General features: G+C 46.1%; 15 protein-coding genes. 6 read left to right on the plus strand and 9 right to left on the minus strand.

Annotated features, from left to right (window positions below; genetic code table 11):
• Window positions 1-42: 42 nt before the first annotated feature.
• On the minus strand, window positions 43-1989 hold the full coding sequence (locus tag SIC45_RS12040; protein ID WP_319632326.1) for a DUF2075 domain-containing protein: 1947 nt from the start codon (window positions 1987-1989) through the stop codon (window positions 43-45).
• Between the two features lie 136 nt (window positions 1990-2125).
• Between SIC45_RS12040 and SIC45_RS12045 the strand changes: the two genes are divergently transcribed.
• Entirely contained in the window at window positions 2126-3853 is a 1728-nt protein-coding gene (locus SIC45_RS12045; protein ID WP_319632327.1) for a plasmid pRiA4b ORF-3 family protein, read from the plus strand.
• A gap of 25 nt (window positions 3854-3878) precedes the next feature.
• Here the strand turns inward: SIC45_RS12045 and SIC45_RS12050 are convergent, their stop codons facing one another.
• On the minus strand, window positions 3879-4481 hold the full coding sequence (locus SIC45_RS12050; protein WP_319632328.1) for a TetR/AcrR family transcriptional regulator: 603 nt from the start codon (window positions 4479-4481) through the stop codon (window positions 3879-3881).
• Between the two features lie 199 nt (window positions 4482-4680).
• Between SIC45_RS12050 and SIC45_RS12055 the strand changes: the two genes are divergently transcribed.
• Window positions 4681-5442, plus strand: a complete 762-nt coding sequence (locus SIC45_RS12055) for an SDR family oxidoreductase (RefSeq protein ID WP_319632329.1) — start codon at window positions 4681-4683, stop codon at window positions 5440-5442.
• Window positions 5443-5798: 356 nt separating this feature from the next.
• On the opposite strand, the gene SIC45_RS12060 is transcribed toward SIC45_RS12055, so the two are convergent.
• Complete coding sequence (locus SIC45_RS12060) at window positions 5799-6494, minus strand: DUF2294 domain-containing protein (RefSeq protein ID WP_319632330.1); 696 nt, start codon at window positions 6492-6494, stop codon at window positions 5799-5801.
• A gap of 909 nt (window positions 6495-7403) precedes the next feature.
• On the opposite strand from SIC45_RS12060, the gene SIC45_RS12065 reads away from it, so the two are divergent.
• Complete coding sequence (locus tag SIC45_RS12065; protein ID WP_319632331.1) at window positions 7404-8102, plus strand: Na-translocating system protein MpsC family protein; 699 nt, start codon at window positions 7404-7406, stop codon at window positions 8100-8102.
• A 144-nt stretch (window positions 8103-8246) separates the two neighbouring features.
• On the opposite strand, the gene SIC45_RS12070 is transcribed toward SIC45_RS12065, so the two are convergent.
• Both SIC45_RS12070 and SIC45_RS12075 read right to left on the minus strand, forming a co-directional pair.
• Window positions 8247-9329, minus strand: a complete 1083-nt coding sequence (locus tag SIC45_RS12070) for an alpha/beta hydrolase (protein ID WP_319632332.1) — start codon at window positions 9327-9329, stop codon at window positions 8247-8249.
• 230 nt (window positions 9330-9559) lie between these two features.
• Window positions 9560-10078, minus strand: coding sequence for a hypothetical protein (locus SIC45_RS12075; protein WP_319632333.1), 519 nt, complete (start codon window positions 10076-10078; stop codon window positions 9560-9562).
• Window positions 10079-10608: 530 nt separating this feature from the next.
• On the opposite strand from SIC45_RS12075, the gene SIC45_RS12080 reads away from it, so the two are divergent.
• The 3 genes from SIC45_RS12080 (at window position 10609) to SIC45_RS12090 (ending at window position 13539) form a co-directional block, all read left to right on the plus strand.
• Entirely contained in the window at window positions 10609-11085 is a 477-nt protein-coding gene (locus SIC45_RS12080; protein ID WP_319632334.1) for a universal stress protein, read from the plus strand.
• Between the two features lie 46 nt (window positions 11086-11131).
• A complete protein-coding gene (locus SIC45_RS12085; protein WP_319632335.1) occupies window positions 11132-12589 on the plus strand; it encodes a DUF2254 domain-containing protein in 1458 nt (485 codons plus the stop codon).
• A 233-nt stretch (window positions 12590-12822) separates the two neighbouring features.
• The gene (locus tag SIC45_RS12090) at window positions 12823-13539 is read left to right on the plus strand and encodes a Na-translocating system protein MpsC family protein (RefSeq protein ID WP_319632336.1); all 717 of its coding nucleotides are present in this window, start codon (window positions 12823-12825) and stop codon (window positions 13537-13539) included.
• 214 nt (window positions 13540-13753) lie between these two features.
• Here SIC45_RS12090 and SIC45_RS12095 read toward each other — a convergent pair whose 3' ends face one another.
• From SIC45_RS12095 to SIC45_RS12110, 4 genes are all read right to left on the minus strand, one after another.
• A complete protein-coding gene (locus SIC45_RS12095; RefSeq protein ID WP_319632337.1) occupies window positions 13754-14875 on the minus strand; it encodes a PQQ-dependent sugar dehydrogenase in 1122 nt (373 codons plus the stop codon).
• Window positions 14876-15012: 137 nt separating this feature from the next.
• Window positions 15013-15957 carry a thioredoxin-disulfide reductase gene (gene trxB, locus SIC45_RS12100; RefSeq protein ID WP_319632338.1) on the minus strand — a complete coding sequence of 315 codons (945 nt, stop codon included), beginning with the start codon at window positions 15955-15957 and terminating at the stop codon, window positions 15013-15015.
• The gene (gene arsC / locus SIC45_RS12105; RefSeq protein ID WP_319632339.1) at window positions 15935-16384 is read right to left on the minus strand and encodes an arsenate reductase (thioredoxin); all 450 of its coding nucleotides are present in this window, start codon (window positions 16382-16384) and stop codon (window positions 15935-15937) included. The genes trxB and arsC overlap by 23 nt, the downstream gene beginning before the upstream one ends.
• Before the next feature lie 48 nt (window positions 16385-16432).
• Window positions 16433-16777 (minus strand): metalloregulator ArsR/SmtB family transcription factor, encoded by a 345-nt coding sequence (locus tag SIC45_RS12110; protein WP_319632340.1) that lies wholly within the window; start codon window positions 16775-16777, stop codon window positions 16433-16435.
• Between the last annotated feature and the right edge of the window lie 67 nt (window positions 16778-16844).

A 16844-nucleotide genomic window follows, 5' to 3' on the forward strand; every position in this document is an offset into this window, starting at 1 on the left:
ATCCCTCTGCCTTTTACCAGGGTGAAGGGATACTTTTTAGTGTTATTCATACTCGGAATAGTTTTCAGCTACCTCCAGGTCCTTTTTGAAAAAACTCTCCGGCCTGTATCCGGGCTCCGTAAGCGCCAGCCGTTCTTTAAAATACTGCTCAAGTTCCTTATCCGTGCAGTAGATAAAGCACCCTTTCTGCCCTCTCGTCATTAACGTCCGGTAGGTGTTCCGGATAATTTCGTCGGCAAGCTTTCCGGCTTTTTCCGGCTCCTCCTTCATCAGCTTTTTGATTCCGCGCAGCGACTGATCGGTTTTGGCCCGTTTCGTATAATCGGTCTGTACTTCTCCGTCCCGGTACACGAGATCATCTCCGATAATGACGCCCACATAATCGAATTCGAGCCCCTGGCACGTGTGAATACATCCCGCTTCTGTGACAGAGCCCGCATCAATGGCCCATGTATTAGAGGTATCGAGATTCCAGCTGATGCCAAAGCTGTGCTCCGGAATTGTAATGTCGTGCGCGCCCGAATAGGCCCGCTCTTTTTTGGGCCACTCCCAACAGTACCCGGCCACGAGCCTCGCCTTGTTATTTTGTTCATTCAACGCAGCAATCTTTTCATACAGCTCATTTGGGTCACTGAATACCCGGAAATCATAATCATTTCCCATAAAGTGTTCATTGGCTGTTTCCCGGATACCGAGCGTATCATCCACCCAGGCCAGGTATCCGTCGGAGCCGTTGCAGCGGAACTGGGAGGCAAGCTTCATCCGGTGCAGGACGCCGCCTGCCTTCTCAGTGAATGCTTCGATCTCTTTTGTCGTCCCTGCGTCCTTTAAGGTGACCCGCTGGTGTTCATCCATGAAAAATACTGCCAGCTTCGACGTATGAATGATTTCTTTCATCTGGTTTTCTCCAAGATTTTGAAACAAGCCGGACTTTTCATTTAAGCGGTGGGCTTCGTCTACCACAAGCACATCCAGTTCATCCTTCGGACGATCCACGTAGCTGCCTGACCCCTTAAATAAATTATCAATATGGGTTTTGCGGTAGTCCTGCTTTAGTTTATTGGCATACACGTTTCGCGGCGCTGAATTTTTCGTTACATACTGGACAGTTTGATTTCTGTTGGTCAGCTCCACCAGCAGGTTAACCGCAAGCACCGATTTTCCCGTCCCCGGTCCGCCTTCAACGACGAGCACCTGCTTGGTATTCGTGCGTTTTGCTTCTTCTGCGAGCTGGAGGGCCGTTTCGTATACGACCTTCTGATCATCAATCATCAGAAATTCATCGTTGCCTGCGAGCATGCTGTTCAGCGTATCCTGCAGCGATTTTGACGGACGGATTTTTCCTTTTTCGATTTTATAAATATTTTCTTTGTCGTCTCCGTGCGTCAGGTATTGCTTAATAAACGCACGGAGCTTCCCAGCTCCTCCCTTTGCAAATACAGGAGCCTGGTCCACGTAATAGGTGTAGACATCGTCAGTAAGAGGTTCATTTTCTGACTGTAAAAGGTAGTTATGTAAATACGCACACGGATGCAGCTCAATATGATCCTTTTGGACATTTTCATTGTAGTCTTTAATAAGAGAAGCATACGACCAGGCCTGATAGGAAGGATGAGTGGTTTCCACGAGCCCTCCTCCCATTGCCGTTTTGACAATCGCTTCTTTTCCCTCAATTTTCTCCGCCCTGCTCCACTGCTTCAGCTCGACAATAACGATAGCAGGATCATTATTATTTTTGCCGGATATTAAAAAATCCACCCGCTTCGACGTATAAGGAATTTTAAATTCAATCGCGACTCCGGCATTAGCCGGAATGTCGTCATCCATCAGCACCCGGTACATGTACTGCATCGAATTATCCCAGGACCGCACCTCTGCTTCGTTGATTTTACCGACCTTAGACGTATAATTGCTGCATATATTGGTGACGAGTTCATCGTGAAAAACGTCTTCAAGAAATTCATGTTTATTTGCTTCGTAGACGATCAAAGCCAAGGCTCCTTTCAGCTGGCAAAATGAATACAGAATGATTCTGTTTTTTCTATCGTATCACGCGTGAAAAGCTTTTTCTTATCTATAAATATTTCTGCTAAACTAGAGATACAACCTTTAGGAGGTGCCTATATTGAAACTACAGTTAAAGGTACGGCTTCTGGATACGAAACCTCCCGTTTGGAGAAAATTTGAGCTTCCTTCCTCGTTTACATTTTTTGATCTGCACAATTTAATTCAGGCAGCTTTTTTATGGGAGCAGAGCCACCTGCACAGCTTTCGCCTGCAGGAAAGCAGTGATATTAAGCATAAAGAATACAGGGACAAAATAAAACATTTTGAAAAAGAGGTTCTTGAACCAATGAAAAGTGCGCGCTCAATGAACCAGGAGGCATACCAGCAGATTAAGCAGCGAATGGCGCCGGAGCAGCCTGCAGTATATGAAATTACGAGCATGGACTTCCCCGATATCGAAGAAAAACCGGGCGTGTTCGATGAACGAAACGAAACTATTTTCGACTGGCTCTGGAAAGAAGGGCAGATGATCACCTATTTATATGACTTCGGAGAGGACCACGAGCACGAGGTTCTGCTCGAGCAAATCACAGCTGGGGAATCTGACGACCCTTCTCCTGTATGTTTAAACGTCACAAAGCCAAACTCCCGTGCCGAGGTTTCTGACGAGGTATGGCGGACACCAAAGGGAAATTTCAGCGAAACGAGGTTCCGACATTACTTAAACGACCTGCTTTACTTCGTTGAAAATTTCGGCACTTCAGATGAATCGGATTGGGAGAAGTTTGTTCCTCTTCCCGGCGTAAAGGAGAACGACCTTGCCACGTTAGGAGAATGGGCAGACCTGTTTGATGAAGCAAGGGAGTTCTATTGGGACGCTCCGTGGAGGGATATTGCCTCTGCCGACCTATTCGGTTTCACGCTGCCGGAGACCGGGGAACGCTTTATTGCCAGTGTGCTCGGAGATGAACAGGAGGTCTACGGGTTGGCATTGTACACCGGACATACAGGAGAACGGGCTTTATACAGACAGTTTTTCGATCCTTCGTTTACTGCCGATGATTTGGAAGCACTGTTTCTTTCATTTGACGATATAGAGGAATTGGAGCCGCCCGATCACCAGTTGATCATTCAGACCGGCTACGCCTTCCACGACCATGATCGTTGGCCGACATTCAGACGGCTCGATCCCGGACAGCCTCCTCAGTTTTTAAAAGCTCACGAACTTTTTCCCTTTTTGCATATATTGCCGCTCGTTCCAATGATACTGGATTATTTTGACTCCAATCCCCAGGCCTTGAACGGAGCAGAAACGAATGTGATTCCTGTTTTCGACGAGGGAGAACTCCGAAATTCCTACGAGAAAGTTCATAATGTGCGACTGGAGCCATTGTTTTCTGAGGAGGCCATCGGTCAAGGTCCACCCGCTGCCGGAGATTTCGAGATTCCGGATAACTCTTCCTTAGAGAAGCTTCCTATGCGGAATACTCATTTATACGGGGGGATATTCAAGGTGGATTCCTTTACCCTCGGTAATTCTCCAGCCGGCACTCCAATTCATCCGTGGATCTGTATGTTTGTCGATAAAAAATCAGAAATAGTGCTCTCGCACGACATTGCTACCAGCCAGGAAGAAGCTTCACAACAGTTTCTGCAAAAGTTTAATCAATTATGCATGAACACCTTCCAGGGAGTGCCTGAATCGGTCACCGTTACCGGTTCTAAGGCAGCTACTTCATTAAAAACAGCGATTTCACTTGTGCCGACTGTCATGCATACGAAAAAACGAATCGCAGTGCTAGAAAATCTCGTCAATGATTTAATCAAACAGCTTTCACGATACTGACGCACCGGACTTGATGCGCTTTTAATCAGCTTTTTGCTTTAAACACGACGTGAACCGGGCGGCTTCTGAGTATTAATAGCAGCTGCTCGGCCATATATTCCGGCTTGTATTCAAATCCTCCGCGCACCCATTCGACAATCATGCCGAATATGGCATGTGAATGATAGCCGGCCTGAAGCTTCCGGTCGATACCATCGTCTTCTGTGGTTTGTAAAAGATCCTCGAGCATGAGATCCCGGAGAATCGAAGCTAATTTGTACTGAAAACCGTTGAGAGCATTTGAGGCAATAACGAGGGTATAGAACCGCTCGTGCTTCAATACATGCTCGAATATTTTCACTGAGGAAACCGTTAATTCCGGCAGCTCCAGCATTGCTTTACTTTTATACGGCTTTCGGAATGCTTCCTTTAAATCAGCTGTAACCCCGTCCATGATTTCTTCGAGGAGCTGTTCCTTGTAATTATAGTGCTTATAAAACGTCCCCCGGTTTACATCGGCCCGCTGTACAATGTTTGTGATCGTAATGGATTTAAAATCTTTTTCCTCCATCCATTCAAGCAGTGCCTGCTGCATCGCTTTTTTTGATTTTTTCACTCTCCGGTCTGTGGCTTCAGAGGATGATTTCATAAACCTCCTCCTTTCTTCTATAATTTTAAAATTATAAACAATAGCACCGACATTTGTATACTAACCGACAATAGGCACTGTTTTTGATGATTGTAGTTAAAGACCTGCGTCTATTATACTACAATTAGAATTAATTATTGAACAAGTGTTGAATAAATCAATTTGTAAACGAATACATTAACCCGGAGGAGGAAGAAAAATGAAATTACAGTCAAAAACGGCCGTAGTGACCGGAGCTGCATCGGGAATGGGGAAAGCGATCGCTGAACGATTTGCTGCTGAAGGAGCAAATGTAATTGTGGCAGATATGAATAAGCAGGGAGCCGAAGAAGTGGCCGAATCGATTACATCAAATGGAGGTACAGCCCAGGCGGTGGAGGTGAACGTAACGAAGCTTGATGATATTAAAAGCATGATTGATACAGCCGTTAATGCTTACGGCACTCTCGATATTCTCGTTAATAACGCGGGAATAATGGATGGCATGGAAGCATCCGGGGACATTAGCGATGAAAAATGGGATCTGCTGTTTGATATTAATACAAAAAGCGTGATGCGTGCCATTCGTTACGCGCTTCCCATTTTCCTGGAAAAAGAAAAGGGCGTTATTATTAATACCGCTTCGACCGGTGGTTTAAACGGTGCTCATGCCGGAGCTGCCTATACGGCTTCAAAGCATGCCGTTGTCGGGCTGACTAAAAATACAGGCTTTATGTATGCAGATAAAGGCATCCGCTGTAATGCTATTGCTCCAGGAGCAGTCCAAACCAACATTGGCTCTACAATGAAAGAGATGAGTGAATTCGGTTCCTCCCGGACTCAGAAGACCCAGTCTCTGATTCCCCGCGTCGGACAGGCCGACGAAATTGCGAGTGCAGCACTGTTTTTAGCTTCCGACGATGCTGGATTTATCAACGGCACCGTGCTAACCGCAGACGGCGGCTGGACGGCTGGTTTTTAAAGGGCGCCCTGCCTGCTTACGCAACAAAGCAAAACGGTTCCGGCTGCTTGCTGGAACCGTTTTTGTTTCATTGAAAGAACCACAGCCATAGCATTATAACACCACCGAGCTTGCCACAGCTTGCTGAATAATCCACAAAATTATTTACATAAAAGGAAAAACTGAAAGGTTTAATTTTTCACATAAGCTCAACGACTCGTGAACTGACCAGTATTTTCTTCCATTATGAGAAATAAAATAATGCAGAAAAAATTTCTACTTCAATTCACATGACAGCTGTAGCTGTCTGTTGCTGACGGTTCTATTTAGCTATCGCTCGCTGGTTATTTATCTTTCCGGCCAGCAAATGAAACTTATTATTTTTTTGGCTGTACGACCAGCACAGCATAACCTTTATCTCCAGTGAAATGCCAGGCAACAAACACTTCTGTTATTTTACCGTCAATAAAAGACTCCAGGCTGGCTTTGTGAATCATCCGAAGCTCTAACGGCTTCTTTACTTCTTTTAATTCATTTGTGTAACCGGCTGCGATCAGCTCTTTTTCGATTTCAACAAACACACCCGTCCTCTTAATGACAATAGTACGCTCATTCAGCCAGAAGGATTCTGTCGTTGTCGGCACCTTCTGCCCCCACTCACTGAATTCAATAACTTTGTCGTTAAACCGCTTATGATCCAAATGCGCCGGCCACTTGGCCTGGCATTCCGAAGTGTCTTCGGACATAATACCAAGGATAACCCCTCTTTTTTTATGGAGATCCCAGTCGAAATACATTTCCTGAATAGTAATCCCGGCAATAGCCTCCAATTGGGCACGTATTTCCGTCTGCAGCTGGTCGAATAAGAGATCTCTCGTTTCTTCCACACGCTTGTTCTCGCTTTGAGAAACCAGAATAGCCTCCATTGGTGCCAAAAAATCCCGCAAATGAATAACCAGGAAGGGATGTTCAAGCGTAACATATACAGACGTGGGTCCTTTTCCAAAATTTTCTCTGATTAGTCTGCCAATGTAGCCTGCAATTTCCCCATGTTCATTTTTTGTCTCTTCCATCCTACTGGCCCCTTTTGAAAAACAAATGGTTATACAGTTTGGCGCTCAACTGCCACCTGCTCTTCTGAATATGTGTCTTTTTCGTTCGGCTTTCTCCTCCCTTCAATCGCTGTTTCGATAAGAAACGCTAGATAATTTTCACTCCTAATGGGTTTAAAAAACACAAAAAAACCACAGAGAAAAAACCTCCCTGCAGCTTATTCATCAGCGCTAATTGTCTGATGACTTCCGCTCCGTGTGGCAGCAGGCCAATATTGGACCAACCTTCGCCTGTTTTTAAAAGCACACCAAAATAGGCAGGCACTGCCTGCTTTTTCCTCTACAGTCTTTTTGCCCCGCTGTCCATTATTTTTCTGTATGAATAACATCATGCGGGAAAACAATCTCACCGGGCAGTGCATTACTGGCGCTTTTGTCCAGAATGTTAACCGCCATCAATAGGTAAAATTGTTTTTGTATGCTTTTCGTACGCAGACTTGTGACCACGCGTCTACTCTATCATACTAGGTATATACATCATTAACAACAAGTGTACTTGTTCATTTTTAATATTTACTTTTCATAAAAAAGACCAGGAATCCTTATTCCTGGTTCCGTCTATAACGTATAAAAAACTCTTCCTGCCGGCGTAGGAAGAGCTCTTTTACGGAGAAGCCACCATTCTATGTGCCTTCCACTTCATATGATACGCTTAGTCTTTTCCAAAGTAAAAGAGGGCGCTCGAGTCTGCTAGGTCTCGGATACAAATATGTGCTGCTTTATCATAAATTCAAAAATCCTTGGTATAATAATAATTTTAGTCATAGCCCTTTAGTTTCATTAAACCGGTAATCCGTATTTAAAAAGCTCATTTGATAGTATAATGGTAATAAGTTAGGAAGAACCCCTCTTCTTAAAGAAGGAGATCTTATGGAACAACAACAAACTGAAGCCCAATTGATTGCAGCTTATACCGGCAAAGCATTGAGGGATCATTTTGGAAAAGGCCCGGTAAACATTCATGTTTCCTATAAGCGACCTTTTTTAATAATGTACGTTAAAGATTTTTTAGGACCAATGGAAAATATTCTATTACAGCAAAATGAAGAACAGCGCATTGCGAAATCCAGGGAATTTATTATGAATGATTTTTGTCCCCGGGTTCGGCCTGATGTCGAGGAGATAATCAATAGTACAATTAAAGAATGGTACTTTGATTGGAACTTAGAAGCGCACAGCGGCATGATATGGGCGGTTTTGGATGAAGAGCCTGCGGAAAAGTTTCCGTGGCCAGGCCATCTCAGTCAGCGGGCCTTCGAACGAAAAATTGTTAACCTGAGTATTAAAGGCCAGAAGGAGCCCGCCTATACAAAGGCTTATTGGATTGACGAACGCTCGATAATGGTTTACCGCTTCGGTGTTTTTGTCGAAATTGAGAAGGAACTCATCAAAGCCGGCTTTGAAGAGCAGCTTAAAATTGCCAAGCGCCCCATGGAAAGGCGTTTATTCGGTGAAGAGCATATGCAGCCAATTTTGCAGCGGAAAATTACAGATGTTTTCACCGACTGGGATTTTAAAGAAGATAAAGGATATATGATTCTTGCTTTGGAACCAGAAAAAAAGAGATAGCCGCTGGCCAGGACGTCGATTCCTGGCCTTTTTATTTACTGAGCACCAACCAGTTTTTAACAGAAAATGCAATAAGGCAGAAATGTTTTGCAAAAATTCGAAGCAAGAGCCGAAAAGAGGGAACCCCCTCCCTTTCGGCTTTTGTTAATGGTTTTGCTTATTGTTTTGAAGCACTTCACGAAAGTGGACCGCCGTTTCCCGAATGGCGTCAGCAGCCTGCGGATAATAGCCAAGCTTCTTTAAAAACGTATGAACCATACCTTTATATTCAATATAGCGTACCGGACTCTCCTGCTGCTGAAGCTTTCTCATAAATTCCTCTCCCTGCGTCCGGAGAAAATCAAATTCAGCCGTTATCACCGTCATCGGGGGATACGTAATGCTTTCCTTACTCCGCAATGGAGATACAAGCGGCTGATCGAGTTCTTCAAGGTCTGTGACATACAGTGATTGAATAAAGGATAGAGACTCCCGCATTGTTACAAGCTCCTGGCGTACAAGCTCTTTGTCTCTTCCTGGATCGTACTGTTCCATCTTCCGGGTTCCACCGGACACATCGGATAGATCCAGCAACGGACACAATAAACTCATATAGCAAATGTTCCAGGATTTTTCACGGCTCAAATGATAAACACCGAGCGCCAGATTGCCTCCGACACTGTCTCCCACCAGGCCGACTCGTCCAGTATCTGCTCCAAATTCATCCCGGTTGTCACATACATAACGCACGCTGTCAAAGCAGTCATTCAGGCCTTCTGCGTATTTATGCTCCGGTGCGAGCCGGTATTCGACTGCAACTACTACAGCTTCCGCCTTCTCGGCCAACAGTTTGCAAGTATTGTCCATTACTCTCTCATCACGCTCAAAGAATCCGCCACCGTGAAAGTAAACGAGCATTGGTTTGGTATTTTTTGACCGGTTATATACTTTTAGTTCCAAGTCCCGGCCTTCCAAAGAAATGAGTTTTGTTTCCATGCGTATATTGGAGCTTAAATCCCGGCTCTCTTTTTCTTTACGGCTGCGTATGATTTCAAGGTCGTCGTGCGACATTGGTCGTCTCAGCACTGGATCAGTTTCCTGCTCCAAAAACTGCTTCACCCTCGGATCAAGACCCTCTTCCTTCTCAAAAAAAGGAATGTTTTTTGAAACTAACTCCGCGCTGCCCTCTTTCACAAGCGATAATTTTTCTTTTAAGCGGTGAACAAGTTCTTCATGACTGTCATTCATACGTGTCGGGTCCTCCTAAATGAGAATAAAATAAATTATATTATTACACATTTAATTCTTAATTACCATTCCCTAGGAATTTATTTACTTCAGGCAATAGACTTGCTTACATTTATATAAACCTATTAAAAAAATTCCCCCAGGGCATCCAATTCGAAACACTGAATTAACACCCGCCCTCAATACAAAAAAAGAACGCCTTGTATGACGTCCTTTTTTGTCTATCTGCTTTAATCCTCCGGCGCCTTCTCCACCTGCTCAAGCACTTTATCGCTTTCGGCAATGCTTCCATTATCAAAATGAGTGGCGCCAAACAACGGAGCCTCATCGTAATCGTTAACGTACTCATCCAAATCATGATAAATACGGTGCGTCCAACGGGCAGCCTGCTGAACTTTTTCTTTTTCAGGCTTTGCTTCAATCACCTGCTGCCATCGGACAGCATTATCAAAATCCTTTCGCAGCTGTGGGTTCTCAATTTTGTCTATTATTTCCTCAGTATCTTCAATCCGGGTGCTGATATCACCAAAGTCGTCCGCCGTCACATTATCAATGGCCCCATAGCCGGTTTGCTCGTTCCAATATCTGTGAGCCTGCTGTATATGAGTGCTCACTTCTGTATGTATACCGGAAACGTCTTCTGTTGCTTCCTTCGGTTCCTTTAACACGACGCCATCCTCTGTTGTATTCTTTCCCAGGCTGAACGGAGTAAAGAAGTGCAGCAATGCAAGCACTCCTGGTACAATCAAAAGACTAACCCCTGCGACTATGCCTGCTGTTTTCAACGATAGTTTTATGATGAACTCCCCCAGCTGTTATCTCTTCACTGACAGTGTACCTGCTGCACACGTTCCCCGGCAAGCGATACCGCTGCCCAAAAATATGTTTTAAGCTTTCCACTTCCGGTTATTATAATATTATGGTAAGATCTTAATTGGTTATTTCATTAAAGATAAATAAATCCGGCAGGAATGCTTAGATATAAAGCTAAAGCATAAGCCACAAAAGAGGTTTTCCTCCTTTGTGGCTTTTTTATGAGACGGCTCTTCCCCCCCAGGGATTCTGATTTAAATAAAAGCAGAACCTTTTTGTACCGCCGCCGGCTTTCGCCTTACTTTTCTTTCTTACGGAAATACCAAAAACAATATTGATTTACCAAATATTCGATGATGGCAGCAATGTTGGGATAATAAAGCCCTTTAACATAAGCCGGAAAAAGAGACTTTCTTTTTCTGGCTTTTTTTATTGTAAAAATCCGTCTCTGGAAAGGAAGAATGCTATGAGTCGTTACAAACAGATACTGGCTGGCCTGGACGTCCTTGAAACTCCTTCGTACGATGCTTTCGAAGAAGCATGCGCTATGGCTCTTGAACACGAGGCATCTTTAGTACTTGCCTTTGTTTTTGAAGAACACCGGTATGCAAATCTGCAGCGCATCGATCCCGGAGCTGTTCGCTATTTAAAAGAAAAGGCCGCTTATCATCTTCAGGCTTACAAAGAAGTAGCGAAGCGTAAAGGCGTTACAGATGTTCAAACAGTAGTTGATGCCGGCGTTCCGGAAAAGCAATTGGCCCGTCACCTCTGTGGTGCGTACAGCGCCGATTTAATCCTCGTTGGAGAGACCGGAGGACCTGCTTTTGAACGTCTCCTGCGCGGGAGGTGGTCCCGGGCCGTGGCTGGCAAAGCATCCTGTGAAGTACGGGTCGTCCGGAATAGCCGGCTGGCTGCATTAGATGTCTATCCCCGGACAGAATAACCTAAAAATTTTATCTATATTGCCACAGTAAAGAAAGGAGGAAAGTATGCGCCAATTAATGCCTAAATTCATCAAAAAAATACAAAGCATGTCCAAAAATCAGCGGTGGTATGAGCTCCGCTCAAGCCTGTGGCCACTCCCAATGATCTACACCTTGATTGCAGTGATCGCGGCCTTTGCCGCCTATGGTATTGAGTTCGGTTTTCAGCCAGCGCTGCCCCTGGGATCTTTTCTCACAGTTGATTACGCACTAACAGAAATGATATACAGTACGCTTGCCTACGGAATATTAATGATTCATGCGTTTACGTTCAATATGATTTTAATCGTTTTAACCAGCTTTTCCGGCCAGTTCACACCCCGCGTTTTGTTCAGCTTTATTGCAGATCGCCGGACCCTGCATGCCATTGGTGTTTTTAATTTATCCTACTTTTATATTCTTATTAGCTTTTTTATGCTGGATTCTTCTATCAGCGAATATGTTATTTTTCCAGTCCTCGGAGTTACGGCCGCTTCAGTATCTGCAATCAATTTTATTTTATTTATTAATCATGCTGCCAAATGGATGCAGGTGGCAAACCTCACTAACAACCTGAACGAACGCTCACAGAATATCATTACAGCTACAAATGAGCAGGATTTACAAGAGCACCGCCCGTATCCGGATAAGGAATACAGTCTTCCTCAGGATTCGCCGATTTATTCCATAGCCTGTTCTTCTGGAGGCTTTTTGCAGCTCGTTGATTTTAAACGTCTGATCGCTCAGGCAGAAAAGGACGGACTCGTCGTGTATCTTGAACGGAGGGTCGGTGATTATCTGCTCGAGGGGGATACGTTGTTTTCCTACCAGAGGAACGACGAAAAGCCAGAAACTCCTGTAAATGAACAGACCTATCTGCAGTTTTTGTTTATCGGTAACAAAAAAACGGAGATGCAGGATATGAATTTCAGTGTACGAAAATTAACAGAGATTGCTTTGAAAGCCCTCGGAAATAATGAGCCTTCCACTGCGGAGGATGCCATTTACCAGCTCGCTGATTTAATCAGTTCTATTTCCGGCACTGCCTCCCACAGACCATACCTGGTCGATGCAAAGGATGAGGCACGGGTCGTGATGAAGGAAAGTACTTTCGCCTATTATGTATACGCCGCCTTCTCACCTATTGCAGAAGCCGCTAAAAAGGATATTAAAATTACCAATTGCGTGCTTGAATCTCTTTATTTGCTGGCTGATTCCCTTGGTGGAAAAGCACCAGGCGTGTGTTGGCATTATGCACAAAGCATTGCCCGGAATTTCGAAGGCAAAATGCCGTTTGATTATGATCAGAGCGAATGCTTCAGCTACCTCCGGGCTGTCTCCAAAGCTGCCGGGCAGCGCGAAGCCTTTAACAGCCTGATGGAAGAGCTCGAAAAAGGCGAGCATATAAGCAAAGAGACCGCCACGGCTTCCCCCGTCCTATACACCCATGAACAGCAGCAGGAAAAAGCCTTCAGCGACGCTTAAAGGTGTTTTTCCACACAAATTCTGGGTATAAAAATAAAAAGTTGTACTATTCAACCGCTTTGATCCGAGGCTTTTGTATATTACGCCGGGGAGGCGAGGCTGTTGATTACTCATGGCAGCAGCTCTGTCACCGCCTGTACGTTATAAAAGCATCAGGTGCTGCCAAGCCGCAGCTGTACTTAATCAACTGCATTAGTTTAATCAATTCAAGACAATGAACAAGAGGTGAAAATATGGCCGAACATTCTGCGCCTGCACAAATAGAAGAACAACAAAAACAAATCGGAAGCTATCTCGGCAGAGTGCTTCGCGATCATTTCGGCAAAGGGCCGGAATCCGTTTATGTGAGCGTTGATCCCTGCTGTATTGTCATGCATATACGTAAGTTTTTATCTCCAATTGAAAAAGTAATGCTCGACCAGAGAGACAAAAGTGCCGTGGAGGAATTACGAGAAACCATGATGGCAAAAATGCTTCCTGAAATCGAGCATTATATTTCCACTCTGTTGGATATTCAAGGCTGGGAGTTCTATTTTGACTGGAACATCGAAAACAAATCGGGCGTCATTACCGGCTTCCATCCTGATAAACTGAAAGAAAAGCAGGAAAAGAACCGCACGCCGCGCCAGGAGGATATTAAGCAGGCGATCCAGCGTGTCAGTGAAGAAGTAGGGAAAAGCCCGGATGAAATCACTGTCCATCCCGTAAATGAACGGACGATGCTCGCCGTACGCACGGGGGGTCTGATTTTAATTGAAAAAGAATTAATCAGAACTGGCCATTTGGAGATTTTGAAATCAACGAAGCGCCTTCTTGAAAAAGAAGAACTCTATAAAGAAAAATTTGATTCTATATTTGGCACCACAGTCCGCGATATTTTCGTGGACTGGGACTTTGACCGGGACCGGAGCCTCGTCGTCTTCATTACAGATCCTGTAGAGAAAATATAAAGCTGCTTAAAATTGATTTTTGCAATATACTTCAGCAGTAAACTATAACGATTCTGGAGATAAAGACAGTAGAACTTTTGCTTTAAGCCACTCCTAAAGATACCTTCTTTGGGAGTGGCTTTTTATTTCCATAAAATTTATAAATACTCAATTTCCGAGTAACAGTTGCTGTTCAGCAGTACTACCTGCCAAACAGCGAACATCCTTTAACTAATTAATTCTCCAGAGTAAGCCTCAGGAGACGGTCATCGTTTTCTGCCGGCGTCCCTCTTCCGTCGGTATTATTTGTAAGAAGGTAAACATCTTTATCTTCGGTTTTAACGTCACGGAGCCTGCCTTCTCCTTCAAATACGGCACTCATCTCTTCTGCTTCTTCATTAAAGGCATACAGGCTCTCACCCCGAAGCCCTGCTACCAGAAGAGTATCCTCGAAAAAGGCAGTACCGGAAGGCGCCCAGGTAGTATTTCCCGATTGAATCACCGGGATTTCCAGCCCTTCTGCTGATTCACTGCCGGTAATTTCCGGCCAGCCGTAGTTATTTCCCGGTTCGATTACGTTGATCTCATCCTGGGCGTTCGGACCGTGCTCCGAGCTGTACAGCTGACCATCGCTGTTCCATGCGAGTCCCTGCGGGTTCCGGTGCCCATAGCTGTACACATAAGAATCTTCAGACGGGTTCTCCTCCGGCACCTCTCCGTCGACCGTCATTCGCAGTATGCTGCCTGCCAGGCTTTCTTCATCCTGCGCAAGCGAAGGCTCGTCTGAATCTCCGGCAGTAGCATATAAATAACCATCGGGCCCGATTTCCAGCCGGCCTCCGTTATGAATAAGGCTCCCCGGAATGTCATCAAGCAGCACCTCTGTTTCATTCCACCGGCTGTCTTCCCGCTCCACAGCAACCACTCTGTTGGCGAGCATCCCATCATTTTTACGATACGTGTAATACGCATAGCCTTCCGAAGAGTCAGCAAAATCCTCGGCCAGCACAAAGCCAAGCAGGCCGCCCTCCCCTTCATTTGCTACTTCATCACTCGTATTAAGCGAAAAGCGTTCTGTTTCTCCACCGCTCACCTCGATCACCTTGCCTCCGCGGTTGGTCATATAATACGTGTCTTCATGAATGTTTAACGACCACGGGACATCGAGATTTTCCGCCACCACTTCTACGTCCCAGTCTCCTGTTTGTGCTTCAGAAACTGAATCAGCGGGCTCTCCGGATTCTTCAGCATTTTCTTCCGGTCCTCCATCGTTCTTCTCCGCACTGCATCCGGCAAGAAACACTGCTCCGAAGACCAGCAGGCTGATTGTATTTTTTCTGAATGGATGGATTATCATTTCACCTCTCCTTTCATGAAAACAGCATAAGCCTTTGGATAACCCACTTACTCTTATCATAATACTATCATAAAAAACCGCCCTGGCTGCCATTTGACAGCCAGGGCGGTTAATTATAGGTTACCGGGCCGGAGCGCTTACACTTTGACCGCGTTTTTCAGTTCTTCCACGTACTGCTGCGCCGTCTGCGCCGCAAGCGATCCGTCGCCGGTCGCGGTCACGATCTGGCGCAGGAATTTGTCCCGGATGTCCCCGGCGGCGAACACGCCCGGAATCTTCGTTTCCATCTCCTCGTTCGTTTCGATATAGCCCTCGCCGTTCGTGATGCCGAGGTCGAGAAATGCCCCGTTCAGCGGCAGCAGCCCGATGTAGATGAACGCGCCGCTCGTTTCGAAGTCGTAGTCCTCGCCGGTTTTCAGATCCGTGAGCGTGACGCTTCCAACCTTACCGCCGTCGCCGTTGATGGTTTTTACGACCGTGCTCCACTTGAAGTCGATCTTGTCGTTCACAAACGCGCGCTGCTGCAGGATTTTCTGCGCCCGCAGCTCGTCGCGGCGGTGAATGACGGTCACCTTATCGGCAAACCGGGTCAGATACACCGCCTCCTCGACAGCGGAATCCCCGCCGCCGACCACGACGATTTCCTTGTTGCGGAAGAAGGCGCCGTCGCAGACCGCGCAGTAGGACACGCCGCGGCCGCCGAGCTCTTTTTCGCCCTCGACGCCGAGCTGCTTGTACTCCGCGCCGGTCGCGATGATCAGCGCGCGTGTTTTATAAACCTTGTTCCCGGCGTAGACCGTTTTGTATTCCCTGCCGTCCTCGACGCGGGAGACGTCGCCGTAGGCGTACGCCGCGCCGAACTTCTGGGCGTGCTGGAACATTTTCGTCGACAGGTCGGGCCCGAGAATATGGTCAAAGCCCGGGTAGTTTTCCACGTCCTCGGTGTTGGCCATCTGGCCGCCGGGCACACCGCGCTCGAGCATGAGCGTGTCCATTTCCGCCCGGGAGGCGTACACCGCCGCGGTCATGCCGGCCGGACCGGCGCCCGCGATAATCACATCATAAATCCGTTCTTCCGTCATAAAATGACTCCTTTCCTTCTTCAGCAAAACTCTGAATACGGTTTTTAATTTCATCACGTACACGCTGAAAAACCATCCAGCGTTCGTCCTCTGTACCCTCTGCTTTTGCCGGGTCGTCAAAGCCCCAGTGCTCCCTCGTTACGTGCGGTGGGGTCATTGGACATTTGTCATTGGCATCGCCGCAAAGCGTGACCACCATGTCCGCATTGTTTAAATATTCCGGATCGATCATGCTCGACTCCTGCTTGGAAATATCGATACCGACTTCGTTCATGGCTTCGACCGCCTTTGGATTAAGGCCATGGGCTTCGATACCGGCACTCCGGACCTCCCAGTCATTTCCCAGGAAATAATGGCCAAACCCTTCTGCCATCTGGCTGCGGCAGGAATTACCCGTACATAAAAAATACAATTTCTTTTTGCTCATGGCTGCATCCTCATTTCACAAAATATTAATTCCAGTGGTGATTGGTCCTCAGTCGCAATTAATACGCAGACCATCCCGTTCCAGCTGCTGCAGCTTTTCGTTCTGGTCGGGCACATGGCGGAGAATGTCCTCTACCATACCGGCAGAAGGATGCTCCCGGTTAAACGAATAAAAAATCCAGTGTCCCTTCCGCTGTTCTTTGACCAGGCCGGCGTCCCGGAGCTTTCTGAGATGCTGGCTCACCGATGACTGTGACATATCCAGAAGCTCCACAAATTCACATACGCAGCACTCATGGTTCTGTACAAGGCCGACAATGGAAAGACGGGTGTTATCGCCCAAAAGCTTCAGCACAGAAGCAGTGTCTTTAATTTCCGGTTTGATCTTTTCCATACGTTCACCTACCATCGTTTTATTATATAAGCATATGCTAATATAAAATTCGCCAAACGTCAATAAA

This window comes from Marinococcus sp. PL1-022 (genome assembly GCF_033845285.1).
GTDB lineage: Bacteria > Bacillota > Bacilli > Bacillales > Marinococcaceae > Marinococcus.